At 51.1% G+C, this 24,393-nt stretch carries 28 protein-coding genes and 1 tRNA gene; 3 read left to right on the top strand and 26 right to left on the bottom strand.

Annotated elements, in window-relative coordinates; translation table 11 throughout:
• Window positions 1-85: 85 nt before the first annotated feature.
• Together BM159_RS07420 and mscL are read right to left on the bottom strand one after the other, a co-directional pair.
• Window positions 86-1,408 (bottom strand): GDSL-type esterase/lipase family protein, encoded by a 1,323-nt coding sequence (locus tag BM159_RS07420; RefSeq protein WP_177205957.1) that lies wholly within the window; start codon window positions 1,406-1,408, stop codon window positions 86-88.
• Window positions 1,409-1,493: 85 nt separating this feature from the next.
• Entirely contained in the window at window positions 1,494-1,928 is a 435-nt protein-coding gene (mscL, locus tag BM159_RS07415) for a large conductance mechanosensitive channel protein MscL (protein WP_093913615.1), read from the bottom strand.
• A gap of 255 nt (window positions 1,929-2,183) precedes the next feature.
• Here mscL and BM159_RS07410 point away from each other — a divergent pair, with 255 nt between their 5' ends.
• The gene (locus BM159_RS07410) at window positions 2,184-3,554 is read left to right on the top strand and encodes a sodium-dependent transporter (protein ID WP_093913614.1); all 1,371 of its coding nucleotides are present in this window, start codon (window positions 2,184-2,186) and stop codon (window positions 3,552-3,554) included.
• Between the two features lie 72 nt (window positions 3,555-3,626).
• On the opposite strand, the gene hydE is transcribed toward BM159_RS07410, so the two are convergent.
• The 6 genes from hydE to BM159_RS07380 all read right to left on the bottom strand — a co-directional run bounded on the left by hydE (window position 3,627) and on the right by BM159_RS07380 (window position 9,072).
• Window positions 3,627-4,724 carry a [FeFe] hydrogenase H-cluster radical SAM maturase HydE gene (gene hydE / locus BM159_RS07405; protein ID WP_093913613.1) on the bottom strand — a complete coding sequence of 366 codons (1,098 nt, stop codon included), beginning with the start codon at window positions 4,722-4,724 and terminating at the stop codon, window positions 3,627-3,629.
• Between the two features lie 112 nt (window positions 4,725-4,836).
• Window positions 4,837-5,634 carry an enoyl-CoA hydratase/isomerase family protein gene (locus BM159_RS07400; protein ID WP_093913612.1) on the bottom strand — a complete coding sequence of 266 codons (798 nt, stop codon included), beginning with the start codon at window positions 5,632-5,634 and terminating at the stop codon, window positions 4,837-4,839.
• A 104-nt stretch (window positions 5,635-5,738) separates the two neighbouring features.
• On the bottom strand, window positions 5,739-6,860 hold the full coding sequence (locus tag BM159_RS07395) for an amidohydrolase (protein WP_093913611.1): 1,122 nt from the start codon (window positions 6,858-6,860) through the stop codon (window positions 5,739-5,741).
• Between the two features lie 79 nt (window positions 6,861-6,939).
• The gene (locus BM159_RS07390; protein WP_093913667.1) at window positions 6,940-7,779 is read right to left on the bottom strand and encodes a MetQ/NlpA family ABC transporter substrate-binding protein; all 840 of its coding nucleotides are present in this window, start codon (window positions 7,777-7,779) and stop codon (window positions 6,940-6,942) included.
• Window positions 7,780-7,847: 68 nt separating this feature from the next.
• The gene (locus BM159_RS07385; RefSeq protein WP_093913610.1) at window positions 7,848-8,171 is read right to left on the bottom strand and encodes an SH3 domain-containing protein; all 324 of its coding nucleotides are present in this window, start codon (window positions 8,169-8,171) and stop codon (window positions 7,848-7,850) included.
• Window positions 8,172-8,358: 187 nt separating this feature from the next.
• Window positions 8,359-9,072: a tRNA threonylcarbamoyladenosine dehydratase gene (locus BM159_RS07380; protein WP_093913609.1), complete on the bottom strand. Its 714-nt coding sequence runs from the start codon at window positions 9,070-9,072 to the stop codon at window positions 8,359-8,361.
• 255 nt (window positions 9,073-9,327) lie between these two features.
• Between BM159_RS07380 and BM159_RS07375 the strand changes: the two genes are divergently transcribed.
• The gene (locus tag BM159_RS07375; RefSeq protein WP_177205956.1) at window positions 9,328-9,849 is read left to right on the top strand and encodes an acyloxyacyl hydrolase; all 522 of its coding nucleotides are present in this window, start codon (window positions 9,328-9,330) and stop codon (window positions 9,847-9,849) included.
• A 135-nt stretch (window positions 9,850-9,984) separates the two neighbouring features.
• Here BM159_RS07375 and BM159_RS07370 read toward each other — a convergent pair whose 3' ends face one another.
• The 3 genes from BM159_RS07370 to BM159_RS07360 all read right to left on the bottom strand — a co-directional run bounded on the left by BM159_RS07370 (window position 9,985) and on the right by BM159_RS07360 (window position 12,208).
• The gene (locus tag BM159_RS07370) at window positions 9,985-10,581 is read right to left on the bottom strand and encodes a hypothetical protein (protein ID WP_093913607.1); all 597 of its coding nucleotides are present in this window, start codon (window positions 10,579-10,581) and stop codon (window positions 9,985-9,987) included.
• A gap of 360 nt (window positions 10,582-10,941) precedes the next feature.
• The gene (locus BM159_RS07365) at window positions 10,942-11,496 is read right to left on the bottom strand and encodes a hypothetical protein (protein WP_093913606.1); all 555 of its coding nucleotides are present in this window, start codon (window positions 11,494-11,496) and stop codon (window positions 10,942-10,944) included.
• An 88-nt stretch (window positions 11,497-11,584) separates the two neighbouring features.
• Window positions 11,585-12,208 carry a hypothetical protein gene (locus tag BM159_RS07360; protein ID WP_218149546.1) on the bottom strand — a complete coding sequence of 208 codons (624 nt, stop codon included), beginning with the start codon at window positions 12,206-12,208 and terminating at the stop codon, window positions 11,585-11,587.
• 174 nt (window positions 12,209-12,382) lie between these two features.
• Between BM159_RS07360 and BM159_RS07355 the strand changes: the two genes are divergently transcribed.
• Entirely contained in the window at window positions 12,383-13,138 is a 756-nt protein-coding gene (locus BM159_RS07355; RefSeq protein WP_093913604.1) for a sulfite exporter TauE/SafE family protein, read from the top strand.
• Here the strand turns inward: BM159_RS07355 and BM159_RS07350 are convergent, their stop codons facing one another.
• The 15 genes from BM159_RS07350 to BM159_RS07280 form a co-directional block, all read right to left on the bottom strand.
• Window positions 13,139-13,420 carry a barstar family protein gene (locus tag BM159_RS07350; RefSeq protein ID WP_093913603.1) on the bottom strand — a complete coding sequence of 94 codons (282 nt, stop codon included), beginning with the start codon at window positions 13,418-13,420 and terminating at the stop codon, window positions 13,139-13,141. It abuts the gene before it with no gap.
• A gap of 23 nt (window positions 13,421-13,443) precedes the next feature.
• Window positions 13,444-14,028: a ribonuclease domain-containing protein gene (locus tag BM159_RS07345; protein ID WP_093913602.1), complete on the bottom strand. Its 585-nt coding sequence runs from the start codon at window positions 14,026-14,028 to the stop codon at window positions 13,444-13,446.
• Between the two features lie 27 nt (window positions 14,029-14,055).
• Window positions 14,056-15,267, bottom strand: a complete 1,212-nt coding sequence (locus BM159_RS07340) for a hypothetical protein (protein ID WP_093913601.1) — start codon at window positions 15,265-15,267, stop codon at window positions 14,056-14,058.
• Between the two features lie 66 nt (window positions 15,268-15,333).
• Window positions 15,334-16,008 (bottom strand): hypothetical protein, encoded by a 675-nt coding sequence (locus tag BM159_RS07335; RefSeq protein ID WP_093913600.1) that lies wholly within the window; start codon window positions 16,006-16,008, stop codon window positions 15,334-15,336.
• A 197-nt stretch (window positions 16,009-16,205) separates the two neighbouring features.
• Entirely contained in the window at window positions 16,206-16,769 is a 564-nt protein-coding gene (locus BM159_RS07330) for a Fe-S-containing hydro-lyase (protein WP_093913599.1), read from the bottom strand.
• A gap of 12 nt (window positions 16,770-16,781) precedes the next feature.
• A complete protein-coding gene (locus tag BM159_RS07325; RefSeq protein ID WP_093913598.1) occupies window positions 16,782-17,627 on the bottom strand; it encodes a fumarate hydratase in 846 nt (281 codons plus the stop codon).
• Window positions 17,628-17,653: 26 nt separating this feature from the next.
• Complete coding sequence (locus BM159_RS07320) at window positions 17,654-18,142, bottom strand: metallophosphoesterase (protein ID WP_093913597.1); 489 nt, start codon at window positions 18,140-18,142, stop codon at window positions 17,654-17,656.
• 92 nt (window positions 18,143-18,234) lie between these two features.
• Window positions 18,235-19,008: an RdgB/HAM1 family non-canonical purine NTP pyrophosphatase gene (rdgB, locus tag BM159_RS07315; protein ID WP_093913596.1), complete on the bottom strand. Its 774-nt coding sequence runs from the start codon at window positions 19,006-19,008 to the stop codon at window positions 18,235-18,237.
• Window positions 19,009-19,028: 20 nt separating this feature from the next.
• The gene (locus BM159_RS07310) at window positions 19,029-19,559 is read right to left on the bottom strand and encodes a hypothetical protein (protein ID WP_093913595.1); all 531 of its coding nucleotides are present in this window, start codon (window positions 19,557-19,559) and stop codon (window positions 19,029-19,031) included.
• A gap of 12 nt (window positions 19,560-19,571) precedes the next feature.
• Window positions 19,572-20,213, bottom strand: a complete 642-nt coding sequence (locus BM159_RS07305; RefSeq protein ID WP_093913594.1) for a coenzyme F420-0:L-glutamate ligase — start codon at window positions 20,211-20,213, stop codon at window positions 19,572-19,574.
• 34 nt (window positions 20,214-20,247) lie between these two features.
• Window positions 20,248-20,670, bottom strand: coding sequence for an acyl-CoA thioesterase (locus BM159_RS07300; protein ID WP_093913593.1), 423 nt, complete (start codon window positions 20,668-20,670; stop codon window positions 20,248-20,250).
• Window positions 20,671-20,818: 148 nt separating this feature from the next.
• On the bottom strand, window positions 20,819-21,505 hold the full coding sequence (gene tsaA / locus BM159_RS07295; protein ID WP_093913592.1) for a tRNA (N6-threonylcarbamoyladenosine(37)-N6)-methyltransferase TrmO: 687 nt from the start codon (window positions 21,503-21,505) through the stop codon (window positions 20,819-20,821).
• Window positions 21,506-21,615: 110 nt separating this feature from the next.
• Window positions 21,616-23,064 (bottom strand): hypothetical protein, encoded by a 1,449-nt coding sequence (locus tag BM159_RS07290; RefSeq protein WP_093913591.1) that lies wholly within the window; start codon window positions 23,062-23,064, stop codon window positions 21,616-21,618.
• 241 nt (window positions 23,065-23,305) lie between these two features.
• Entirely contained in the window at window positions 23,306-24,202 is an 897-nt protein-coding gene (locus BM159_RS07285) for an isocitrate lyase/PEP mutase family protein (RefSeq protein ID WP_093913590.1), read from the bottom strand.
• A 62-nt stretch (window positions 24,203-24,264) separates the two neighbouring features.
• A tRNA-Ser gene (locus BM159_RS07280) sits at window positions 24,265-24,353 on the bottom strand.
• Window positions 24,354-24,393 lie beyond the last annotated feature (40 nt).

Here is a 24,393-nt window from a genome sequence, read left to right as displayed (position 1 = left end):
AAAATCCTTTTCATTTTTTGTCAAGTTAGAGAGATGACGATGCTAAGGTCAGGTGGATCTGGACCGGTCAGAACCGATACAGCCGTCATTTCCAGTCCAGAATAGTACGGACCTTTTCCAGAAGAAACCGGGCCATCTTTTCATGCCCGCTGCCCAGGGGATGCACCCCGTCCAGGAAGTCTGACTGGTCCAGCAACTGCCCCTGTTCGTTCAGGTCAATGAAATACACTTTTGTGTCTCCCTCAGCACGCAGTTCAGACACAGCGCCGCTCATCCCCGGAACCGCCTGACGACTGGTAACAATGTTGGCAGGTGTCATACAGAAGATGACGGAATCAGGCCTGAACTTCCGCAATTTCAGAATCAGTTTTTTATACTGCTCTTTGAAATAGCTGTCAGACGGGCGGTGCGCGGTATCATTGAAATCATTTTCCCCATATGCCAGGATCACAAGGTCCGGATCGTCCATCCCGCTGTTCCAGCGCGGTTCTTTCTGTGTGTAGAAAGCCCGTTCGATCTGCTCATCCGCGTGTTTTGCGTTATAGGGGGCTTTCTCTTCGTTATTGCGCACGGCGCCTTCCCCGGAAGATGCCACACAGCTCCAGTCCGCGTTCAGCATCCGCGCCAGGCGGGGACCGAAGGCCATATAACCGCTTTCCCTCTGGAAATAGTCTCCTTCAGGATAGATGAACGCTCCGGCCGCTACGGAATCCCCGATGATTTCAATACACCTCCGGCGGGGAACCTGCAGGACCGGGGAATCTTCCGGTCCGTCTTTTACTTTTTTGCTGACGATCGCGTTCTTATTTTCAGAATTACGTTTTTTGATTTGCTTCTTTTCGGCTTTGCCTGTTCCATTACTGCCCTTTTCAACGTTACTTTTACCAGCGTTGCTTATTTCCGCGCAGTCCTTTTCAACGTTCGTCTTTTCGGCATCAACCGTTACGGCAGCCTGGTCACCGGCAGCCCCCTCACCGCTGTCCGCGGTTTCTTTTTCATCCGTAAAATAAAAACCGCGCAGTATGGTGACGCCGCGCATGCCTTCCGTTTCCCGGATGATGGTCAGCGTATGCTTCCCATACGGAAGATCCGCGTACAGATCATTGATGCCCATTTGGGATTTGAAACGGAGCAGCGGCCCGTCATCCAGTTTCTTAAGCCACCATACATCACCCCGTGAATCGCTGAACATCTGCGCCTGAACGCCGGTTCCTTCAAATTCCACAGAAGCAATTACCGCGCCCCTGCCTGCATGCAGGCATCCGTTATCAGCCGGGATCCAGCGGCCCATGGTCTTTACCCTGGGACTGGTGGCCCGCACCAGGTTCGCCGCGACGGCAGTACCACAAAAAACCAGCCCTGCAGCAAGCAGGGCCAGCAGCATATACATTGCGATTCTGTTCTTCATACTTCCCATTAATTATATGTTTCAAAAACGTGCAACAGCCCGTCAGGCAATTGTTCCCATATAAAAACAGTTTATGCAGGCAGCATCAGTCCAGCTGGCTGGTGCAGTGCGGGCAGCGGGTAGCGTCGTCCGCGATCTCGCTCTTGCAGTACGGGCAGGTACGGGCCGGAGCCGGTTCTTCCGCCGGTTTGCGCATCCGGTTGATCTGTTTGATGACGATGAAAACCGCCAGCGCAACCAACAGGAAATCGATGACCGTATTAATGAAGGAACCGTAGGCGATAACAGCCGCGCCAGCCTTTTTGGCTTCTGCCAGGTTCGCAAACTGTTTGTCTGTCAGGTTGATGTACAGGTTGGAGAAATCCACATCACCGACCAGCTTGCCTAACGGGGGCATCACGATGTCGTTCACAAAAGAAGTAACGATTTTGCCGAAGGCGCCGCCGATAACAACGCCAACTGCCATATCCACTACATTACCGCGTACCGCAAATTCCTTAAATTCACTGCAAAAACCCATTTTAATTCCTCCTTGAATTACAAATAACCAGTTTTAAAAAACACTGTTTATTTCTTCTGCCGTCCCCATGAAGCTAGAAATCATCACAAAAACGCAGAAATTTATCTATAGATAATTAAACCACAACAATGTGCATTAGTCAATTCAAGATAGTATTTACTTTTTTCCCTGCAACTTGCTATAATTATAAAAAATAGTATAATACGGATAACACAGTAACAGCGTCACAGTTACGGAGTCTCGGGAGGTATCATCATGGAACGCGGAACTTTTTCAACCCGTCTTGGTTTTATACTTGTATCGGCAGGCTGCGCCATCGGTTTGGGCAACGTCTGGCGGTTTCCTTTCATCACCGGCAAATACGGAGGCGCGTCCTTCGTACTGATATACTTATTCTTCCTGGCGATCCTGGGCCTTCCCATCATGGTGGCAGAGTTCGCCGTGGGCCGGGCCAGCAAGCGCAGCGCCTCGCTGTCTTTTGACATACTGGAACCCAAAGGCACGAAATGGCATCTGTACAAGTACGGATGCATCCTTGGCAACGCCATGCTGATGATGTTCTACACCACCATCACCGGCTGGATGTTCTATTATCTGTATAAAATGGCCACCGGAGGCTTCGCGGGTCTGGCCGCCAAAGATATCGGCGGAGTATTGGGCGGTCTTGTGACAGATCCCGTTACCATGACCGGTTACATGATCCTGACAGTCGTCCTCGGTTTCGGCGTCTGCTATCTGGGCGTGGAAGCCGGCGTGGAACGGATTACCAAATTCATGATGACCTGCCTGCTCTTCTTAATGATCGCCCTGGCAGTCCATTCCGTGACGCTGCCCGGTGGGAAAAGCGGTCTTGCCTACTTCCTGCAGCCTGACTTCAGCCGCCTGGCCAAATACGGCGCCAACGAAGTCATCTTCGCCGCTATGGGGCAGGCGTTCTTTACCCTGAGCCTGGGCATCGGCGCCCTGGCTATCTTCGGCAGCTACATCGGCAAGGAAAAACGCCTCACCGGCGAAGCCATATACGTCATCCTGCTGGATACTTTTGTGGCCATCATGAGCGGCCTGATCATCTTCCCGGCCTGCTCCGCGTTTAATGTGGATCCGGGTGCAGGTCCTAACCTGCTGTTCATCACCCTGCCCAACGTATTCAACCACATGGCGGGCGGGCAATTCTGGGGCACCCTGTTTTTCCTGTTCATGACTTTCGCCGCCATGTCCACTGTCATCGCTGTGTTTGAAAACCTGGTAGCCTGCATTTGCGACCTGACCGGCTGGGAGCGTAAGAGCGTCATCAAGCTGGGAACAGTCGCCATCATCGTATTGTCCCTGCCCTGCATTTTCGGTTTCAATATCTGGAGCAGCTTCCAGCCTCTGGGCAAAGGCACCGGCGTGCTGGATCTGGAAGATTTCATTGTCAGCAACAACCTGCTGCCTCTGGGCAGTCTGATTTACCTCGCTTTTTGCACCAGCCGCTACGGCTGGGGCTGGGACAACTTCATCAAAGAAGCGGATACCGGCAAAGGCGTAGCCTTCCCCAAATGGCTGCGGTTCTATCTGACCTATCTGCTGCCCCTGATCGTATTGTACATTTTCGTACAGGGCTATATCGCGATTTTCGGGCATTGATTATTGATTAAAAAGAAATAAAAACTGGAAGAAAACACGGTTTTGCGCTGTCTGTTTTCTTCCAATTTTTCTTTATTTCAGATTGTTGAAAAAGTGCGGTGAATCGCCCCACTGCCCCCAGCCTACCGTGTCGCCTACGGAAGCGACCCTCGCGCTGAGGCAGTTACGGCACTGCTCCTGTCCGTCTTCCAGACAGGGTTTGTTATCGTACAGCTGGTACTGATTGCGGAATTGCGGCAGTGTCACCAGAGGCATTAAAATATTGGCTCCGGCTTTCAGCGCCATCTCCCTTCCCAGGGGATGCAATGTCTGCATCGCAGTTGTAGCCGCGATATTTACATCCTTTAAGAACAGGCGCGTTACCGCCACCATGTTAATGCTCAGGCGCAAACGGCGCGCCCTTTCTTCCGGCGAGTCCAGCCCGGCTTCGCTGACTTTTTTCCCCAGCGGCGTGTTGTGATGCACCACATAAGGCCCCATGCCGATCATGGCAATATTCTGGTTTCTATAGAACAAAATATCGTCCGCCAGATCTTCCAGCGTCTGCCCGGGGAGACCGATCATGACGCCGGTACCTACCTGGTAACCGATTGCCGCCAATGCGTCCAGACAGGCTTTCCGTACTTCCCACTTGTGATGGCCGTCCTGCGGATGCAGCGTTTTGTACAGTTTCGGATTGCTGCTTTCGATCCGCAGCAGGTAACGGTGTGCCCCTGCGTCGTACCAGCGCTGATAGGTTTCTTTGGTCTGTTCCCCCACGCAAAGGGTGATGCCCAGCGCTCCGTTTCCAATCGATTTTATCTCCCGCAACAGGTCCTCTACGTAGTCGATGAAGGCCTCGTCCTGCCGTTCCCCGGATTGCAGCGTAATGGAACCGTACTGCTGCTCATAGCACCAAAGGGCCATGGCCAGGATATCTTCCTTCGGCGTGTCAAACCGTCCCACCTGCCGGTTGCCTCTGCGGATACCGCAATAGCAGCAATTCTTGATGCAGCGGTTGGAAAACTCCAGCAGGCCCCGGTAGTAATCGACATTGCCGACCCATTCCTTTTTCATTTCACGGGCCGCGCAGTAAAGCTGATCAAGTTCCTCCGGTTCTGTACGGCCGAGAAGGAAAACAAGGTCATCCCTGTTCAATTCTTTTTTATGTAAATAATAAGAAATGTTCATTTTGGTTCATTGTAAATAAACTTTACCGGAAAAGCGAAGGCGCGCAAAGATTAAGCCCAACACGTACGGTTTTGCGAAATCTTGCACGCCTGAATCTTTTACGGAATAAATTTTATTTTCCTGTAAACTTCGCTTTGCGTTTCTCCAGGAATGCAGTAATGCCTTCACGGAAATCGGCGCTGTTGGCGCATTCGTTCTGCAGGGCTACTTCCGCTTTGATAAATTCTTCAAAGCCCTGGTACATGCTGACAAACATCATCTTCTTCATATTGGCATAGGCCAAAGTGGGTTCGGCCGCCAGTTTTTTAGCGAAAGCCATGGCTTTCGGCATCAGTTCTTCCACCGTGGTCACTTCTTTTACCAGGCCCAGTTCGAAGCATTCCTGCGCGGAAACCGGACGGCCTGTTACAAACATGTCCATGGCGCGATGGGTTCCGATCGCTCTCGGTAACATATAACCGCCGCTGGTATCCGGAATCAGGGCGATGCCTACAAAAGCCTGCAGGAACTTGGCATTGTCCGCCGCAAATACAAAATCACAGCCCAGGGCCAGATTGCAGCCGCCGCCTGCAGCCGCACCTGCTACGGCACAGATGACCAGTTTCTTCATCTTTTTGATGTACAACACGATCTCCGACAGCTTGCCGGCCAGCGGTCCCATGGAAGTATCCGCGAAATCCGGCTCTTCGCAATGGGCTTTCATGAAGCGGATATCCCCGCCGCCGCAGAACGCCCGGCCTGCACCCGTCAGTACCACAACTTTGACAGCGTCATCTTCTTCTGCCTGTTTCAGTGCAGCTTCCAGTTCCAGCGCCAGGTTCATGTCCAGTGCATTCAGGGTCGGCGCATAATCCAGCGTGATAACCGCTACCGCATCTTCCACAACAAAACGCAACATTTTAAATTCCATGGCAATGCCTCCTGTAATATAATTGTGAGAGTTAATTGCATCAGATTAATTATAACATATATTTGTTCAAAAGCAGAAATGCTTGACAGAAGTTCATGCAGGGATTATGGCCTTTCCCCCAGTACTCTTAACACCAGCTCATGCAAGACCTTCACCGCACCCTCCAGAGCGTAACGGTCATAGGTCATGGCAGGATCATGCAGGCATGGGGTTAAGCCGCAGCCTACACCCATGTCCACGGTTTTCATGTGGGGGCGTTCCTGTTTGAAGAAATTGAAGTCTTCCCCAACCGTGATGGACTTCACCGGCAGCAGAGCTTTATGCCCCAGAACACTGACAATAACTTCCTGTGTCAGGGGCAGAAGGGCTGCATCTGCTTCCGCGGCGGGACAGGTACCAACGATATGGCTGTCGGCTTCCGCACCGTAAACCTTTGCGGTGTTGGCGATGAGGTCCCTCACCTTCTGCCGCAGTTCCAGCATCTCGGTGTTAGAGGTACTGCGCAGGTCAAAGCCCAGGTTCACTTTGTCACATATGGCGTTTAACGAACCGCTGCCTCCCTGGAAGCGAGTCGTTTTTACATTGCCGCCCAGCAGCGGGTTGGAATGCAGCGCGTTCACTGCGTTAACGATGGCCGCACCAGCATCAATGGCGTTTACGCCCAGATGAGGCTGGGAACCGTGGGCCGCTTTGCCCCGGACTTCCGCTTCAATTAAAGTGCAGGCAGTCCAACTGATCTGGGGAATGATCTCCCCGCTCCGGGCCATATCGTCCGGCATCACATGGAGGCCGAACAGGTAATCCACATCATCTACGGCCCCGGCGTCTATCATTGCCAGGGCGCCTTTGCCAATTTCTTCCGCTGGCTGGAAGATGATTTTCACCTTACCACAGGGCAGGTCTTCCAACGCCAGCCATTCCGCCACCGCGAGGACCGTTGTCATATGCCCGTCATGACCACAGGCGTGCACAGCCTTTTCCGTTCCGTCTTCCTGCTTGAAAAGCAGGCAGTCCATATCGCTGCGCACTGCCGCCACCGGTCCGGGCCTGCCGCTGTCCAACAGGCCCACAACTCCGGTGGTACCTCCTACCTTTTCCTGCACCTCATACCCTGCTTTACGCAAAACCTCCGCAACAAAGGCGGAGGTTTTGATTTCGCGGAAGGCAGGTTCGGGAATTGCGTGCAGGTACGACCAGAACACATCAATTCGTTTCCTGATATCCATTGTATTCGTTTATCCTTTCAATACCGGACACTTCACTGTAAACCCTGTTGCCACTGGGATAAAAACAGTAACCGCATTTTTATTCCTTCCATCCCAGATATACGGATCCCGGGAACTTTGTTTTGATGAAGTCACCGTTTTCTTTGGACTGGTAGGCTTCCTGGAATACTTTCAGCCGCGGGTCTTTCAGGTCTTTCTCCTGTACTGCCACGATGTTAACGTACAGGGAGTCAGCCGTTTCTTTTACGATAGGATCCTTGGCCGGGTTCAGGCCGGCATTCAGGGCGTAGGTCGTATTAATAGCCGCGCAGGTCAGGTCATCCAGACTGCGGGGGATTGCCGCCGCTTCCAGTTCCACAATCTGGAATTTATGAGGATTATCCGTAATATCCTGTACCGTCGTAGTGATATCCTTCGGATTCTTAACCTTGATCAGGTTGTTGGCCGCCAGCAGCAGCAGGCTGCGACCGCCGTTAGTAGGATCATTGGGGATGCCGATCTTGGCGCCGTCGGGAATCTTGTCGCCGGGTTTCAGCTTTTTGGAGTAAATATTGATGGGGAACAGCGCAGTGTTGAAAGCTTTCGCCAGTTTGAATTTCGGTTCTTTCTTCATGGTGGCTTTCAGGAAAGGTTCATGCTGATAGCTGTTAGCCCAAATCTCGCCGGCAGCCAGCGCCGCATTAGGGGTCACGAAATCACTGAACTCTTTGATTTCAATCTTCAGCCCTTTCTTTTCCGCGATTTTCTTTACATTTTCCATGATGATAGCATGGGGTCCCGGGTTTACACCTACGATGACCGGCTTGGATGTATCCGGTTTCGCGTTCTCTGCCTTTTTATCTCCGCCGCCGCAACCGGCTAATGCCAATGTCAGTACACCTAAAGCGCCTGCGATGACTAATTTTTTTAACTGTTTCATAACAAATGCTCCCTTCGAATTCTGCCGCAGGATTATCCGTTCCTGCAAATGTTACACTCCTGAAAGAATCATTCAACCGTTCCTTCTATACGGGCATAAGCGCCGAACACCCAGCCTACCGAACCGTCTTCCATGATGATGTAAATCCAGGAATCCGTTCCATTCTTATCTTCTACTTTGTTCATAAATTTGCAGACAGTGCCTTTATTAAGCTTTTTAATAATATAGCCATCCAAATCGGGATGTGTCCGCACCCGCAACTGGTCACCGGTAATCACAACATCGGCAATCGTCGGATCCGCAAAAATGTCTTTCGTTGAACGTTCTTCCGCGGCAAAGCAGGATGCAGCAACGCACAGCAGCATTGCCAGCATAACCAGTATCTTTTTCATAAAACGTCTCCTTCCTTCCAAAACGGGCTATTCTTATCTGACAGTTTTCTGTCATAAAGTCCCATGGAAACAGGACTTCGCGTTTCTGTACAAAACGGCAGATCAACGCGTATTCCAATTATTACTTTACAGTTTATTATAGCACAGATATGCACGAAAAAAAAGATAATCCACTATATATAGTGGATTAATTTACAAGATCTTTCACTACTTCACCCGCAATAATCAGCCCCACGACAGAAGGAACAAAGGCGATGCTGCCGGGAATGATGCGGCGCGGAGATGACTGCAGGCTTTCTTCTCCGTTCTGCACCGCCACCGGCTGTTCTTTGGAATACACGACCTTTAGCTTTTTCACGCCCCGTTTCTTCAGTTCCCTGCGCATCACTTTCGCCAGGGGGCAGACGCTTGTCTGATAGATATCCGCCACATGGAAGGCAGTGGGATCCAGTTTGTTTCCCGCTCCCATGCTGCTGATGACGGGTGTCCCGCTTTCCTCCGCCTGCAACACCAGCGCGATTTTCCCGGCAACCGTATCGATGGCATCCACCACATAATCAAAGTATGTGAAATCAAACTGCGCCCGGGTTTCAGGCAGGTAGAAGCACTTATGCACGGTCACTTCCGCATCCGGATTAATGGACAGGATCCGTTCCTTCATCACGTCCACTTTATACCGCCCCAGCGTCTCGTGGGTGGCAATAATCTGCCGGTTAAGGTTTGAAAGGCAGACCACGTCGTCATCCACCAGTTCCAGATGCCCGACGCCGCTGCGGGCCAGGGCTTCCGCAACATAGCCCCCCACGCCTCCGATACCGAATATGCATACGCGGGCAACTGCCAGTTTTTCCATATTCTCTTTTCCCAATAACCGTTCCGTACGGGAGAATTGGTTTTTCATAATAAAACCGCCTTCTTTTAATTTGTTTTACTCATGATAATTGTAAAAAATGCAGCCGACTTTTTCAATAGATTTTATAACAAAAACCTTCACAACAAACAAATTTATGATATAATTAGTTTATTATCCAATTCAACTATTCAGCCTGTTCCGCGTAAATACATATTGCGCCATATCTTTTAGACCCGGAGACCTTTTATGAAAAACCAGTCCATTAAAATTATCTGTTTTGCAATAACCTTATTCTCTTTCCTTATGATTACGATCTTTCCCAATACTGTCTGCCTGGCAAAGGCAAGTAATGTGGAGATTCAGGCAGAATACCTGAGACATCATCAATTTGGCCGGCGGTTTATCGATGACTACAATGTTCATGTTTTCCAGAAAGCCCATGAACACGCAGGTCTGACCTTTCACCGGGGCCTTACCTTTACCCGCGCCCACGGCTACACGACAGATGATGATATTCGGCGGAAAAGTAATGCAGTGGGACTGGGACCTGCCGTCATGATACGCTGGGAGCGCCCGATAAGCGGTAAGCTTTACGGCGATTTGGAATTTTCCGGTTCTTTCCTGATTTACAACAAATCCTTTCCCGCCCAGGGGCGTCCATGGGGATTTTTGTGGCGTATTGGGCCACGGTTTACGTGGAAATACACAAAAAGTAATTCTATCAGCCTGGGCTATATGTTCAGCCACAGTTCCAACGGTATGCAGACAAAGAATCCGGGGCACAACTCTTTCGGGTTCTCGTTAGGCTTTAACCACAGTTTTTAATTTATCTGGATGCCTTGGAAACGCACAAACATCTTTAATCAGCCTTTCACAAAAAACAGGGAAACGTTTTAATAACGTCTCCCTGTTTTTTTACTGAAAATCCAAACTTTTTTCACGTCCGGGCATGTCGCTCCCTTATCCCGGAAAGCCAAGATCCAGCCGTGCGCTGACGCCTACACCCTGAACACGGTGCACGTTTTCCAAGCTGGTGGGTCTGGCCGTATCAATCGGCACCAAGTACTGAACCCGAACCGTTCCGGATGCCAGCTGCCCTTCCACCGTCAGCGCTGCCTTGCATTTGTCCAGCTGCTCTTTCGGGCCGCAGATCTGGGCTGCCCCGATATATCCTTTACTGCCGACGGTAACAACGGGAACGATTTTCGTTTCGTATCCCTCTTCGATTTTGAAAGGCGCGTTTTCGTTCACATAGTCATTTATCTTTCCGGAAAAATGGTCCAACGCCAGGGTCATGCCCTTTTCCTTCAGCATGTCGCTCAGTTCATTCAGTTTTTCGATACCCCTGTCTACATATTCCTGCCAGTTTTCCAGATACTGCAGGCTTTCCCGTAGGGAGTCTTTGTTTCCCAGTTTTTCCTGCAGGGCAGAAATTGAAGGAAATCTTTCCGCCACCATGTCTCCCAGTGTTCCTGCCGATGCGGCGGGCATTGCCAGTGTATTCATCAGAAGGCAGAGAGAAAGAACCGCCCCCGTCAGCCATTTCTTTATTTTCATACCACACCTCCCGTTTACCTAGCTTTCATTACGTCCATTTATTCTGTCATGACGATCCGCTTTTGAAATAACCAGATTCCTGCTTTCGATGTCTGTTACATTTTCCATTCATATTTTTATTTTCCATCCCGGTTTCCCATTCTCATTTTCTGTTTATGAAAAGTATGGCAGGCAAAGACGTTTTTTTTGCGTCAAACCTTTGACAAAACTATGGCATAAGAATACCCCCAGTGAAATACAGTCTTCTTTTGCGCTGTCTCTCGCAGGGGGATTTTCACTGTTGACAATGCCTGACTGACAGGATAGTGTTTTTCAAAATAACGAATTATGATATATCAACACAAACAGAACCCTGTTTTATCAGAACTCACTGAACACCAGGGAACCATCCATACCGCTTTCGCTGATGGAATAGTACCGGGTTTTGCCGTTGCCATCGGTATAAGAGATGCCGTTGTTGGGAATGCTGCCGATGAACGAGAATCTCACCAGCAGCTGGCGGTCTGGACGAAAGACGTCTTTTGTGTACAGTTCTTTCACCAGAAAGACCGGTTTGCCGTCGCTGAAATCCTTTAAGTGCAGGGACAGCACTTTGAAATTTTTAATGGGGTTATTGACAGAAAATACTATGCCCGCCAGGGGTTCTGTCTGCCCGGCCGTAAACACATCATGGGGTCCCAGCTGCTTTACGTCTCTGGCCCACTCTCCTTCAATATCCGGCACAGCGTTGTTGTAAGGATTAATGGCTGCAAACGCCGTCCTTTCGCCGCCGGCAGCTCCGGGGACAAATTCACATACGCCGTCCTTGCAGTTGATCCCGGAATTTTCTGCCGCCAGCCCGTTATTCTGCGCGCTGCACACAGAAACGCCCAATGCAAGCGCCAACGCCGCAACCATTACTGTCATTTTTTTCATAGCTGTACCTCCATTCTTTCGTAAAAAAACTGTGTATATAATGTTACGCTGTCAATATAATTCTGATTCATTCGTATGTATGCTGATTTTACGAAACACTGTCCTGCAACAGTACCAGTCCCCCCTTACGGTTATAACCCGTGTTCCAGAGTTTGGCAAAATCCAGCCATTCAAACGAACCGTAGGTCACGGCTTTCACCATAAAACGCCCATCCGGTTTTTCCTCGTAGCCGGTAAGCAGGAACCAGTGCCATTCGTAGTTTTCAAAGGCGGGGTTCTGGTGATGCAGCAGCAGGTATGGGATCAGGAAGCCCCGGTCTATCTGCCGCTTGATGGTGTCGACTGTGTTCTTCTCCGTATTGTTGCCGGACCAGGGAAGCACTTCCAGAGCCGTCTGTCCATGCTCCTTCAGGAACCTTTTGAACCCATCCACAAAGATTTCCAGCCTGTTTACCCCTCCGAAACGGGGACGGAGGTAGGGCTTTACCGTTTTGAAGAAGTTCACATAGTCCCTGCCCCGCAGCTCGTCTGTAGAAAAGGGGCAAAGATCTTTTTTGTTTTTATACAGCGTCATATAGATCAGGCTGTCGCAGGCCGTAACGGCGGCGCACCCCGCAAATCGCATGATAAAATCCGGCAGCAGGCTCTGCCTTCCTCCGTATTCTTTGCCTACCCAGAAATAATCCAGTTCTTTACGCATAATTGTTTCCATCCTGCTTACAGGATTCATTCTTTATTTTTGCATATCCGTGTGATAATATTATGTAAAAAGAAATCACCGGCTGATACATATGTACGTGTCCGGCGCTCCGGCAGCCGGTTCGTCAATGTTTTTCATCATTAAGGAAATACTGATCAAAATTCTTAGAGAAATCAGGTGTCTGTTATGATATTTGTTGCCCTGCTGATCCTCGGCGCGCTGCTGGGATGCGTAGGAGCAGGCGGCGCAGGCCTTACCATCACAATGCTGACCGTCGGATTCGCGGTACCGATCCATACCGCTATCGCTGTTTCCCTGTCCTGCATGACCTTTACCGTATTATCCGGAGCCATCAGCCATTACCGCGAAGGAGAAGTTCTTTTAAAACTGGGAGCGGCAACCGGCGCGGCCGGAATCGCAGGCGCGCTGGCCGGAACCCGTTTTGCTTTTCTGATCCCTGCCAAATGGCTGTCTCCTGCTACTGCCATCATGCTTTTACTGACGACAGTCTTACTGTATCTGCAGCTTTTCCGTTCCCATCTGATCGCCGACTACGTAGCCAGAAACAAACGCACGGCTGCCGGCAGCGTGTTTTATATCCGCAGCTGCGCGATCGGACTGTTCACCGGGTTCCTTTCCGGCGCTTTCGGTATAGGAGCCACTGCGTTCATCCAAATCTGCCTGATGCTGTTTTTCGGCATCTCCCTGTATCACGCCATCGGCACGACCATGATGATCATTGTCCCCATCGCCGCGGCAGGCGGCCTGAGTTATCTCGCCGGCGGTATGATGGATACAGGCGTCTTTGTCCAGACCCTGGCGGGCCTGACCCTTGGCTCTTTCATCGGCGCCAAGTTCACCCATCTGATACCGAAGCATATTCTGCGTTATCTGATGATTTCCATGCCTCTGATTGGCGGGCTCCTCCTGCTGACGCACTGATTACTTTTTGGCAGCCTCTTTAAACTGCACCGTCAGCGCCGGGTTTTCCTCTGCCGCGTCCCGGAAGACCCGCAGCATGGTCTGCCCGTATTCGCCCAGATATTCCTTGTTTTGGATAATCTTAGGCACCACGATAACCGTTTCTTCCATGATTTCCCCCAGACAATCGTACAAAGCGTCCAGGTTTCTTCCGTAATAGTCCGGTAAATTCAGTTTTTCTTTTAAATAGGCATGGGCTCTTGACCGGCCCTTAAATCTTTTTTCATCCAATACGATTTCCATATGCTGAACCTCCTTGGCTGACATCAGTACAATCTGACGAAATCACGGTAATGGGACGCTGAGTAATAGATCAGTCCGTCGTTGGAGAAGCAGATCCGTTTCGCGTTCCGGTTCCCCTTTACGTAATCGATGTCGCATTCTTTCCAGGTCCGTCCCTGTTTATCCGGCAGTTTCTTTTCATAGTTGTTGTAACGGTCTCCGCCGATGCTTTTGCCGGGAGCGACTTTATCCAGCGTGCCTTCGTTCTTCCAGCCCAGTTTGGCGGCCTGCCCTTTGGTAATGTAGTTGGGAGGCAGGGTCTTGTAAACATGGATATAAGCGGCTACATGGTCCTTATCGGTATAGGCTTTGCCCTCCTCAACTTTTACTTTGGCCCCGGATGCAGCTGCGCTGTCAGCCGGGTCATTTGTTTTTGAAGAGGTTTGTTTCTGCTGTTTGTCGTCTTTTTGTTTTGTTTTTTCCGAAGCAGCATAATTTTTCTCTTTGTTCTGGCTCTCCGTGATCTTCGTCTGGGACGGTGAAGGCTGTGCCGCTTTTTTGCCGCCGCAGCCCAGGACCACGCTCAGCATCATGATAACCGCTAACGCAATCGCAAATACTTTTTTCATTGATACAGAGTCCTCCTTTGCTTTAGCCTATATCTTCAGGTTTTCCAGCACATGTGTGATCACCGGCCGGATGGCTTTTTCCTGTTCCGGTTTGAATACAAAGCCCAGTTCATATACCCTTCCGTCTTTGACGAAGGTGTAACTCTCATTGTTACTGCCGCTGACTTCATAGGTCGCTTTCACACAACTGTGTCCGCTGACCGTAACGAACTCGCCCTTATAGCCCGCTGCCGTGCCTTTCGTGTCGGCAGCGAGTTTTTGTTTCAGTCCTTCCAGCACCGCAGCTTTTTCAGTCTGCTGCAGGTTGCCAAGCGCCGGTGGCATGAACGTAAACTGCCCGGCGGGATAAGACACCAGTCCCACCATGATGCTTTCGTTTCCGTAAACTTCCATGGTCATGCTGACTTCCGAAGGATCCTTCAGACTGATACAGGAGGCAGGCACCTCCGTTGCAAGGGACGTCCCTTCCACATTGATCTTCTTCCAGACCTGGGATATCTCCACGCTCTCCATCCATTCCGGGATCCGTTCCTGATATTCCGGATAGCGTTTCTCGTCCATTATGTACATCACCACGAACATGCGGTTCTGGGTGACAAAGACATATTCGTCACGCAGCAGCCTGCGCTTTCCGTCTGTAGTCAGATTCGTGGATACCACATGGACCGCTTTCTGTCCTGCCAGTTCCACTTCCCCGCTGCTCAGTATCTTTTTGCCGTTAGCACTGTCTTTCACACTGTTTTTTACAAGGCGGAGGAAATCCTCCCGGAACGCCTCTACCTGGAACGGCATCAGCGGGCCTTTGCTGTCGACGGCTGAAACATCGATGGCCAGGCGCAGGCCTTTTTCCTTGTTCTCCCCCCGCAGCACTGCAACCGGGTTGACCCCTAAAGGATACAGTTCCAGCTCTGCCGGGATATTCACGCGGAAGCCGTTGCCGGCATCGATAAAGGCCACTACGTCATTCCTGCCTGCTACAGGTTCCGTCACGGGATACTTCTTTTCTGCTTCCGCCGTTTGGGTTTCTTCAGCCTGCGTATCGGCGGTTTTATTCTCTGACTGCACAGTAGCCGCAGTCTGCGTATCGTCAGCTTTACTGTCTGACTGCACAGCTGCCGCCCCCTGCTGTGCCTGTACTGTATTTCCCGAAACCACAGCCGGGACCAGCATAAGCCAGAACGAAGCTATGATTGTCATTACGGTTTTCAGCAACGTGTCACCTGCTTTCCTGATAATCATCTTCTCCGATGATCTATAAACATATATAAAACAAATCTGTTATAAAAGTGTGTCTTTTTGCAAAAATTATTCTTTGGCAGCGGCTTTCTCCGTTTCTTCCAGCGTGAACAAAATACTCTGGCCGTGCTGCTTCCAGTATGGAGCCAGCACGTTTGACATAACAGATGTGACCGTGCTCTGGTCCATGGGTTCAAACACGCCTTCAAAGATCAGGTTGAAGCGGTCCAGCAACAACTGCACGGTCAGCGTGTTATATACGATGCCCATGACCTTTTCATCCACATACAGCGGCAGATATCCGTTCTGCTGAAACGCTTCCCGGGCCGCATTTTCATCGGTACGCTGTTCGATCTGGTCGGCAATGTGCTGGGGCAGCAGCGTTTCCGTAATCTCCAGCTGCCTGTGCTGAACGATACCGACCCTCGTCCGCATCTCTTCTTTCTGTTCAGGGGTCATGGGGTCGTCCCCTTTCCGGTCCTCCATATCTTCCTTCAGCATGGCTTCCATGGCGTCCAGTTCTTCTTTCAGATACTGGTACAGCATGAGGGAGCCGGAAGGTACCATGAAGCCTTTGATAGCGATGGGCTGCAGCAGCGACATGTTTTCCGTAAACTGTTTCAGCATTTTCGCCACGTCTTTGATGGCCTGTCTGTCCTTACCCTGCTTTAAAAAATCCTGCATATAGGAAGGCTGTACGATCTGTTCTACGATTCGCTTTACATACTTTTCCGCCTGATGCAAGCAGCACACCCCCAACTGTTCTGTCAAGGACCGTTCAGAAGCAGTCAGCCTGCGCCTGTTCTTTTTTCCGGTCCCTGCATTGATTTATACAGTTATTGTAACATAAAAGAATGCCTCTGTCATTGCGAAAAACGCAGGACAGAGGCAGATTGATTTTATTGGATTTTCATATTCAGACGAATACTATACGCAGGCTTTTATTTCAGCAATTCCGCGTACCTGGCAATTTCCAGCTTGTACACGTCGTTGCCTTCAATGTCGATACCCACGATGGCGGGGAAATCCACCACCTCGTAATGACGGATAGCTTCCGGCCCCAGATCTTCAAAGGCAACCATTTCTTCGCTGCGGATAGACTGGGAAATGACCGCCGCCGCTCCGCCGATGGCTACAAAATAAACTGCATGATGCTTTTTGCAGGCTTCTACCACCGCATCATTGCGGAAGCCTTTGCCGATCATGCCTTTCATGCCCTGCTCGATCATGGCAGGAGTGTATTTGTCCATGCGGCCGCTGGTGGTCGGGCCGGCGCTTCCCACCACTTCACCCGGTTTGGTGGGCGAAGGGCCTACATAATAAATCACGTTGCCTTTTACATCGAAAGGCAGCGCTTCGCCCCGGCCCAGCGCTTCGTACATACGCTTGTGGGCTGCGTCCCGGGCGGTATAGATAGGACCTGTGATCCGGACAAAATCACCGGCGTGCAGATCCTTTACGGTTTCTTCCGTCAACGGCGTGGTAATGTATTTGATTTCACTCATGATGGTACCTCCTCAAATGGTCGCTTCGGAACGGCGGGCCGCATGGCAGTTAAAAATTACTGCGCAGGGCATGCCTCCGATATGAGTGGGAGCGTATTCCACGTTCACAGCCAGCGCCGTAGTCTTGCCGCCCAAGCCGGCAGGGCCTACGCCGGTCTTGTTCACCAGCGCCAGCAGGTCGTCTTCCAGTTTCGCATACTCGGGGTTGGCGTTATGTTCGCCAATCTTGCGGGCCAGCGCGAATTTTGCCAGTTCCGTGGCTTTTTCCGCGTTGCCGCCCACACCTACGCCAACCGTTACCGGCGGACAGGGGTTGGGTCCTGCGGTCCGGACTGCTTCAAGCACAAAGTTGATGATGCCTTCCAGTCCGTCAGCAGGCTTCAGCATGCGCAGCTGGGACATGTTCTCGCTGCCGCAGCCTTTGGGCAAAATAATGAGATGCACTTTATCTCCCGGCACAATTCGGCAGTGGATAATGGCAGGGGTATTGTCCTGCGTGTTTTTGCGCAGGAAAACGGGATCGTCTACGGAAGACTTACGCAGATAGCCTTCGGTGTAGCCTTTGGCCACGCCGGCATGAATGGCTTCCCACAGGTCGCCGCCGGTAAAATGCACTTCCTGCCCGATATCGATGTAGACAACGGTCAGACCCGTGTCCTGGCACAGGGGCACTTGTTTTTTGTTAGCCAGTTTCGCGTTTTCGATGATGGTGTCAAGGACCTGGCAGCCTAACGGGGAAATCTCTTCTTTCCGGGCAGCTTCCAGTTTTTTCAGCACACCTTCCGGCAGATTGTTGCAGGAATCGATGCAGCATTCCGCTACGGCCCGGGTCACTTCTTTCACGTCGATGTCTCTCATGTGGATGATCCCTCCTTATACAATTATTACACTTCTATAAACTCTACCGCGGGCATCTGCCCTCTGTTTACCGTTAAGACGGCAAAGCTTCCCCGGTTCTTCCCTCTGGGACGGGACGGGCTGCCTGGATTCAGCAGCCAGATGCCGTTCACCTGTTTAAATACGGAAACATGGGTATGCCCGAAGATCACGATGTCCTGTTCCAGGTTCTGTCCCCACCAGGCCAGTTCGTTGATTTCCCTGGTTTCCCCCATGTAGAGATGGCCGTGGGTGACCCAGATTTTGTATCCTTCCATATTCAGAAAGCAATCCGGGTTCACTTCTACCGGACCCCGCATCACATCGCAGTTCCCGGATACCGCATATACTTTCTGGTTTATCATATTGTGCAGCGCGTTGGCATCCATGGAATAATCGCCGCAATGGATCCAGCATTCCACCGGCGGCGCTGTGGCCAGCACTTTCCGTATGGATGCCATGCTGCCATGAGTATCGCTTAAGATTCCTATTTTCATATTTTTATATAAAACCCTTTGTCGTATCCTGTCGTCTATTACTTGATTTACGTTCCAAAACGCATCCTCTTTTACAGGCTTGCGTTTCCATGTTACTGGTTTGCTTTCGCTTCCGGCATTGGTTCCACCGGTACTTTCGCTTCAGACTTTGGTTCCGGCTGCTGTTTCGTTTCCGGTTTAGGCTTCCCGTTTTGCTGTTCAGCTTTGCCGTTCGCCTGCTGCTCCTGCTGTGCCTTCCGTCCCTGTCTGTCCGGACGTTTGCCACCGTTCTTGTTATTGGCCGTCTTCTTCCACATGGCAATCAGCTTACTCACAGCCTTGCCCCTGTGGCTGATCTTGTTTTTCTCTTCCGGTGTGGCTTCCCCCATACCTTTATGCAGTTCCGTAGACCAGAAGAGCGGATCGTAACCGAAACCGTTCTCTCCCAGCGGTTCGTGCAGCAACATGCCTTCGCAGCTTCCATCCGTCTCCGCCACGATCCGGCCGGTGGGATTAGCTACTGCCAGCGCGCAACGGAACCGGCAGGTACGGGTGATCTGGAATTTCATCTGCTGCAAAAGCAGGTCATTGTTCTGCTTGTCCGTCGCGTCGTCGCCGGCAAAACGCGCGCTGCGCACACCGGGGGCGCCTTCCAGGGCCTTCACTTCCAGACCGCTGTCATCCGCCAGGCAGAATTCTTTTAAATTCTTCGCATAGTAGGCAGCCTTGATTTTGGCATTTGCCGCAAAGGTCCTGCCGTTTTCGTTAGGCGGCGGCAGCGGCGGATAATCAGCCAGACATTTCAGTTCAACAGGCAGTTCTTTAAACATTTCTTTAAATTCATCCAGCTTCCCCAGATTGGAAGTGGCGATTACCAGTGTTCCCATGCGTTCCTCCTGCATGTGCGTTATTTCAGAAGTTTCTGTAATTCTTCTCTCGTCAATAAGATATTCTCTTTGTTATGGAACAGTTCCATCCTTCCTCGGCGTTCTACATACAGGGCGAATTCCACATCCGGTATCCCCAGCAGCGCTTCTTCGGCAGTCTTTTTGCTGTTGCGCGGCGTCACCTCAAAGGTCACGGTGAGATTGCCTTTTTCTCCCGGCGGCACCAGGCGCGCTTCAAAGTAATCGTCGGTACGGGGCGCGGCCGGGTGGTTCACCCTGCCCCGCATCAAGGCGCCGTTGTATTGCTCGTCAGGCAGATAGATGCGGACAAATGCGTCCAGAAAGATCCCTTCATCGCGGCTTTTGTTATCATACGGTACATCTATGCTGAATTCGATTTTATCTTCTGTTTTGGAAATCAGCTTTGCCTGCGTGCGTTTTTCTTTATAAAACACCAGCAGTTTATCGGCCGCGGCATGTTTGGAGATCAGCTGCAGCGTAAACAGGATCACCAGTATGATCAGTACCAGAATAATGCCTACTACTATCATGTTCTGTCCCCCTTACGCCCTGCGGTAATTTTTGATGATACAGATCGGCGTTTTCTGGCTGGCGTTGCCAAAGGGATTGTCAATCAGGATTTTGGATACCTTGTCCGGATTCACCCCATCAGTCCAGCCGATGATGGCCGCCCGCTTCAGATCGTTCACGTCGGCGATGACCGCGCCGTAGACACCACAGGCCTCTTTCATTTCCTTCACAACTTTGAAAGGTTCCTTCGGACCGTACACGATATGCTTGTCATACGGCGGCATGGTTCCCGTCACGTCGTCGATAAGCCGTGCCTGATAGCCTGCCATCTGGTAGAACACGCCTTTTTTTCCCAGCAGCTTGGTTACCGCACCCACAATAAAGGCCCACAGCACCTTTGCGTTGCTTTCCGTATCGATGAGCGCCTGCATACAGTACCAGCCGCTGATGCTCCCGTAAGATGGAAAGAAATGGCACAGAGTCTTGGCCAGAAAGCCCGGTTTGAATTCCTCGCAGCGCATGGCCATCCCCTGGGTGATCGCCACCACGCTTTCCGCCGCGCAGATTACGTCGTCCGGTCCGTATTTGCCTTTGCCGTATTCCTTCACCGCTTCCACGATATCATCCCTGGAAGTCAGGATACGTGTGGGCACCGGTATAATTTCATATTCCATGAATACACACACCTCTTGCATTAATTGATTATTATCAGATTTCTCCGGCTTTTTCCTTCAGATAGAGCGCGTTGATCCTGTCAAACCATTCTGCCGGCAGGCGGACTATTTTCCCCTTTTTGTCTGTAAAGACATTGGTTGTCGTGCCTTCCACAAAAACCGTGCCGTTGTTCGCGTCAATCACTTTATAAGCAAACACCATCTTGGCCCGGTTAAATTCCAGCATGGTCGTCTGCACTTCGTATTCGTCGTCAAAGCGGGAAGAATGCTTGTACTTCACATTGAGCTCCCGGATGGGAAACACAATGCCGTCATCCATCATCCGGTTCAGGTCCACGCCGCAGGCACGCAGCCAGGCCACTCTTCCCATCTCCATCCAGGGAAGGTAATTGGCGTGGTAAACCACCGCCATCAGGTCCGTTTCCCCAAACCGGACCCGGTCACGAATCGCAATCATAAAAGCCTCCGGAAACTGTCAGGGAATCACACAAACTCATTTAATCCGTGTTTCTTAACGTTGTGCTTCCCTGAAAAATCACCATTATTATTCTTCAAAATTACCATAATATTATATCAAAGATTCCTGTGTTTGTACACATATTCTGTTATTCTATGCGCACCACTGTCAATATGCCGTCCTGTATTCTGAATTTGATTTCCTTGCCCGCAAAACCGAAACCGTATATCCTTTCCGGGTCATTCTGATAATGCGGCGCCGGGTTTTCTTCCAACACGCCCAGCAGTGCTTCTCTTTTTTCCACCGGAATCATCGCCAGTAATTCTTTCGGAAAAACCACTTGAACCTTTTGGTAAACTACCTGGCCGGCAAAACCGTCCACCGCATCCGGGTGCGAATCCGCAAAGGCCAGATAGGGTTTGATATCCAGAATCGGTGTGCCGTCCATCAGATCCGCGCCTGATACATAAATCACCGGACCCTTCGGCGTATCCAGTTTAATCTTTTTTATTCTTACAGAAGAAAGACCTATGGCGTTGGGACGGAAGGGGGAACGGGTCGCGAACACCCCCACCCGCTTATTGCCTCCCAGCCGGGGTGGCCGTACTGTCGCAGACCAGTTGCTCCGCACCGCCTCGGAGAACTGCCAGATGATCCATAAATGGGAAAACCCTTCCAGACCGCGAAACGCTTCCGGCTGGGCAAATTCCTTTTCAAACTCAATGCAGGCTTCCAGCGTGTCCACGATGCCGCTCTGCCGCGGCACACCGAACTTGCTGGTAAAATCCGTGCGGATGTGTCCTATGATTTTTACCGGGAATAACTCTGCTGCCATGTTTCTGTCCTTTCAAAATATGCCGGGGTATGCAGGGATTGAGCAAAAAATTGTACTTAAGTAAAAGCAGCCTGCCGTTTGGCAAGCTGCTCATACATTCCTTATTCAACTTATGCGAAAGACAGCAAACCCGGTATCGCGCTCACTGCGCTTTTCACCTTGTCAACCAGACCGTTCCAGCCTCTGCCGATGCTTTGTCCGGCATTGCCAAAGAAGTCCGAAATGCTGCTGCCCCAGGATTTGATCGTGCTGCCGGCGCTGCTGCCCCAGTCTTTCACAGAGCTTTTGGCACTGCTGCCCCAGGACTTCATGGTGCTTCCGGCACTGTTGCCCCAGTCTTTCACGGTCTCACCGACACTGGTCCCGAAGGAAACAGCTCCGTCTTTTGCCCTGGTCACGGCTTTGGCCGCTTCTTCCGTCAGTTTAATATCACTTTCTTTTTCCATGCTGTCCAGGGCTTTCTGTACATCATGGATGTTCAGCACGGTAGCCACCGTTCCGCCCAGGAAGCTTTCAAATTCCGTAATGATCCGGACTTTCAGTTTTTCGTCCATGGTGGCATTGATGGATTCGCCGATGCGGCTTCCGATCTTCTCACCGAAATAGGCCCCCAGCAAAGCGCCGTTGATGGTGATAGATCCCAGGCTGATGCCACCGGTGGCGCCTTCCAGTGCGCCGCCTGCCGCGGTTCCTGCAGCCGTTCCGGCCAGGAAACCGATCTGTTTGTAGTCAAAACCGGCCAGCATGCCGATCAGGGAGGTCATGGCCGTATCCGTCAGCTTGTCCACGCCTTCCTTGCCGGTAATGATACCCTTTTTCACTTTTAAAACCGTCTTGGCTTCTTCCACTGCATTGATGGCGATCATGGTGAGCTGCCGGGGCGCCGCCTGGTTCATGATGGATACCCGGCCGCTGTCCGCAGCCAGCACCAATCCCACCGCCACAGCGGTTTTAATGCCGCTGTCCCGGTCCTGTTCCAGATCGTCGCGCATGAGGCGGGCTTCCCTGTCGCTCAGCGCCTGGCCTTTCCAGTTTTTGCCCGCAATGGTAAAACCGTTGTTGCGGCCGTTACTGGTCACTTTCGGCGCGTCGCCGGTCAGTTCAACTGCTTTGGTAATATATTTCTTCAACTGTCCGTCCATCCAGCTCTTCTTGCTTTCACCGTTTTTCACGGCCTCAGCCAGCGAACGGTTCTGTTCTTCCGTTTCCCGGATAGCGTCCTGGATCTCCAGGGAAATTTCCGTCACACGGCTCTTGGAAGCGTTCTCCATTTTTTCCTGCAGAACCTTTTCTGACCATGCTTCCACGGACAGAGCCGCATCCTTTTCCGCAAAGCTCACCAATGCATCGGAAACCGCTTTCTGGATCCGGTCAGCATCCTGGGGTGTCAGTACATCCTCCAGGGAACTCATGGTCTTCCTTTCCGGCAAAGAACCCAGATTCAGTGAACCCTGCTTGTTTTCACCTGTATTCGTATTATCAGCAGGAGTTTCTCCCTCGGCAAAGGCGATGCCGCAGAACAGGCAGAACGAAAGAATCAACGCAAATAACTTTTTCATCGGCGTCCTCCTTTCTGTCAAATGAACTGTACTTATTATGAACTGTACTTATTATATCATATTTTAAAAACAATTAGCATTATTTCTGTTTTTCCGCCTGCATACTAAAATAAAAATATGTTTTTTACATGGCAGAATGAATCATAAAAAAACTTGAAAAAGATTTTATCTCGCAGAATCGTTTCAGAATAAAAAACCTGCAGCCGGTCAAAGTTGCCTTTGCCTTCTGCAGGTTCTGTTTTCAGTCGTCTCTGTCAACTTTATATCTCCGTTCCAGTTCTTTGTAATGGTCCAGACCTACAAAGTGATTGAAACGGCCAAACTCTACCATATTGGCAGCTGCCGCTTCGGTCGTGCCATTTTGCTGCAGGCCGCTGAACAAATCGTACAGCGCTTTGGAAACCGTATACACCGCGCTGCAAGCCCAGAACACAACGGAATAGCCCATCTGCTCCAGTTCTTTGGCCGGAATGATCGGCGTTTTGCCCCCTTCGATCATATTGGCGTCCAGATACGCGCCTGAGCCTTTCAGTTCTTTCGCAAACCGTTCGATTTCTTCCCTGGTGCAGAGGCCGTCGGCAAACAGCATTTCCGCCCCGGCGTCCGCATACCGTTTGCAGCGTTCAATAGCATCCTCAATGCCATACACCGCCCGGCTGTCCGTACGCGCCATAATCATAGTCTCTTTATCTACCCGGGCCTCCACTGCGGCGCGGATCTTCTGTACATGCTCGTCCGCCGTGATCACCTGTTTCCCGTCCATGTGTCCGCAGCGTTTCGGCCAGACCTGGTCTTCAAAAAAGATGCAGGCTGCCCCGGCTTTTTCAAATTCAGATTCCGTGCGGATCACGTTCAGGGCATTGCCATAGCCGTTATCACCGTCCGCAATGACAGGGATATCCGTCGCGTCACAGATTTCTTTTAAGGCGGTTGCCATTTCCGACATGGAAAGGAGTCCTACGTCCGGCTGGGCCAGATGAACGGCCGTCACGCTGTAGCCACCCATAGCCAGGCACTGAATTCCCGCCATCTGGGCGATTTTAGCCGTCAGCGCATCGCCCACCCCCGGTACACAGAGTATGTTGCCGGCTGAAAGCATTGCGCGTAAATCTTTCCGTTTTTGTGTTGCCGTTTTCATAAGAGCCCCTCCTCTTCACACATATTAAAAAAGCGTCCCCCGGGCGAGAGACGCGAATTATCTGGCGGAGCGGGTGGGATTCGAACCCACGTGCCGCGGACGGCTAACGGATTTCGAGTCCGCCTCGTTATGACCACTTCGATACCGCTCCAAAAATGCTCGCTATATATTTTACCACAATAATGCAAATC

It is taken from the genome of Succiniclasticum ruminis DSM 9236 (genome assembly GCF_900112895.1).
GTDB lineage: Bacteria > Bacillota > Negativicutes > Acidaminococcales > Acidaminococcaceae > Succiniclasticum > Succiniclasticum ruminis.
Note: the sequence above shows the minus strand (reverse complement) of the source record. Positions and strands in the feature narration are given on the sequence as shown.

What these genes read in the sequence shown, in the direction of transcription:
- BM159_RS07350 (WP_093913603.1), bottom strand. Translation starts at nt 13,420, where the DNA reads ATGGAAATCGTATTGGATGAAAAAAGATTTAAGGGCCGGTCAAGAGCC.
- BM159_RS07330 (WP_093913599.1), bottom strand. Translation starts at nt 16,769, where the DNA reads ATGAGTGAAATCAAATACATTACCACGCCGTTGACGGAAGAAACCGTA.
- BM159_RS07385 (WP_093913610.1), bottom strand. Translation starts at nt 8,171, where the DNA reads ATGAAAAAGATACTGGTTATGCTGGCAATGCTGCTGTGCGTTGCTGCA.
- BM159_RS07345 (WP_093913602.1), bottom strand. Translation starts at nt 14,028, where the DNA reads ATGAAAAAAGTATTTGCGATTGCGTTAGCGGTTATCATGATGCTGAGC.
- BM159_RS07375 (WP_177205956.1), top strand. Translation starts at nt 9,328, where the DNA reads ATGATTACGATCTTTCCCAATACTGTCTGCCTGGCAAAGGCAAGTAAT.
- BM159_RS07380 (WP_093913609.1), bottom strand. Translation starts at nt 9,072, where the DNA reads ATGAAAAACCAATTCTCCCGTACGGAACGGTTATTGGGAAAAGAGAAT.
- BM159_RS07370 (WP_093913607.1), bottom strand. Translation starts at nt 10,581, where the DNA reads ATGAAAATAAAGAAATGGCTGACGGGGGCGGTTCTTTCTCTCTGCCTT.
- BM159_RS07310 (WP_093913595.1), bottom strand. Translation starts at nt 19,559, where the DNA reads ATGATAGTAGTAGGCATTATTCTGGTACTGATCATACTGGTGATCCTG.
- rdgB (WP_093913596.1), bottom strand. Translation starts at nt 19,008, where the DNA reads ATGGGAACACTGGTAATCGCCACTTCCAATCTGGGGAAGCTGGATGAA.
- mscL (WP_093913615.1), bottom strand. Translation starts at nt 1,928, where the DNA reads ATGGGTTTTTGCAGTGAATTTAAGGAATTTGCGGTACGCGGTAATGTA.
- tsaA (WP_093913592.1), bottom strand. Translation starts at nt 21,505, where the DNA reads ATGGCAGCAGAGTTATTCCCGGTAAAAATCATAGGACACATCCGCACG.
- hydE (WP_093913613.1), bottom strand. Translation starts at nt 4,724, where the DNA reads ATGAACATTTCTTATTATTTACATAAAAAAGAATTGAACAGGGATGAC.
- BM159_RS07300 (WP_093913593.1), bottom strand. Translation starts at nt 20,670, where the DNA reads ATGATTGCGATTCGTGACCGGGTCCGGTTTGGGGAAACGGACCTGATG.
- BM159_RS07355 (WP_093913604.1), top strand. Translation starts at nt 12,383, where the DNA reads ATGATATTTGTTGCCCTGCTGATCCTCGGCGCGCTGCTGGGATGCGTA.
- BM159_RS07420 (WP_177205957.1), bottom strand. Translation starts at nt 1,408, where the DNA reads ATGAAGAACAGAATCGCAATGTATATGCTGCTGGCCCTGCTTGCTGCA.
- BM159_RS07365 (WP_093913606.1), bottom strand. Translation starts at nt 11,496, where the DNA reads ATGAAAAAAATGACAGTAATGGTTGCGGCGTTGGCGCTTGCATTGGGC.
- BM159_RS07340 (WP_093913601.1), bottom strand. Translation starts at nt 15,267, where the DNA reads ATGATTATCAGGAAAGCAGGTGACACGTTGCTGAAAACCGTAATGACA.
- BM159_RS07390 (WP_093913667.1), bottom strand. Translation starts at nt 7,779, where the DNA reads ATGAAACAGTTAAAAAAATTAGTCATCGCAGGCGCTTTAGGTGTACTG.
- BM159_RS07400 (WP_093913612.1), bottom strand. Translation starts at nt 5,634, where the DNA reads ATGGAATTTAAAATGTTGCGTTTTGTTGTGGAAGATGCGGTAGCGGTT.
- BM159_RS07410 (WP_093913614.1), top strand. Translation starts at nt 2,184, where the DNA reads ATGGAACGCGGAACTTTTTCAACCCGTCTTGGTTTTATACTTGTATCG.
- BM159_RS07360 (WP_218149546.1), bottom strand. Translation starts at nt 12,208, where the DNA reads ATGGAAACAATTATGCGTAAAGAACTGGATTATTTCTGGGTAGGCAAA.
- BM159_RS07290 (WP_093913591.1), bottom strand. Translation starts at nt 23,064, where the DNA reads ATGAAAAAGTTATTTGCGTTGATTCTTTCGTTCTGCCTGTTCTGCGGC.
- BM159_RS07325 (WP_093913598.1), bottom strand. Translation starts at nt 17,627, where the DNA reads ATGAGAGACATCGACGTGAAAGAAGTGACCCGGGCCGTAGCGGAATGC.
- BM159_RS07285 (WP_093913590.1), bottom strand. Translation starts at nt 24,202, where the DNA reads ATGAAAACGGCAACACAAAAACGGAAAGATTTACGCGCAATGCTTTCA.
- BM159_RS07320 (WP_093913597.1), bottom strand. Translation starts at nt 18,142, where the DNA reads ATGAAAATAGGAATCTTAAGCGATACTCATGGCAGCATGGCATCCATA.
- BM159_RS07305 (WP_093913594.1), bottom strand. Translation starts at nt 20,213, where the DNA reads ATGGAATATGAAATTATACCGGTGCCCACACGTATCCTGACTTCCAGG.
- BM159_RS07395 (WP_093913611.1), bottom strand. Translation starts at nt 6,860, where the DNA reads ATGGATATCAGGAAACGAATTGATGTGTTCTGGTCGTACCTGCACGCA.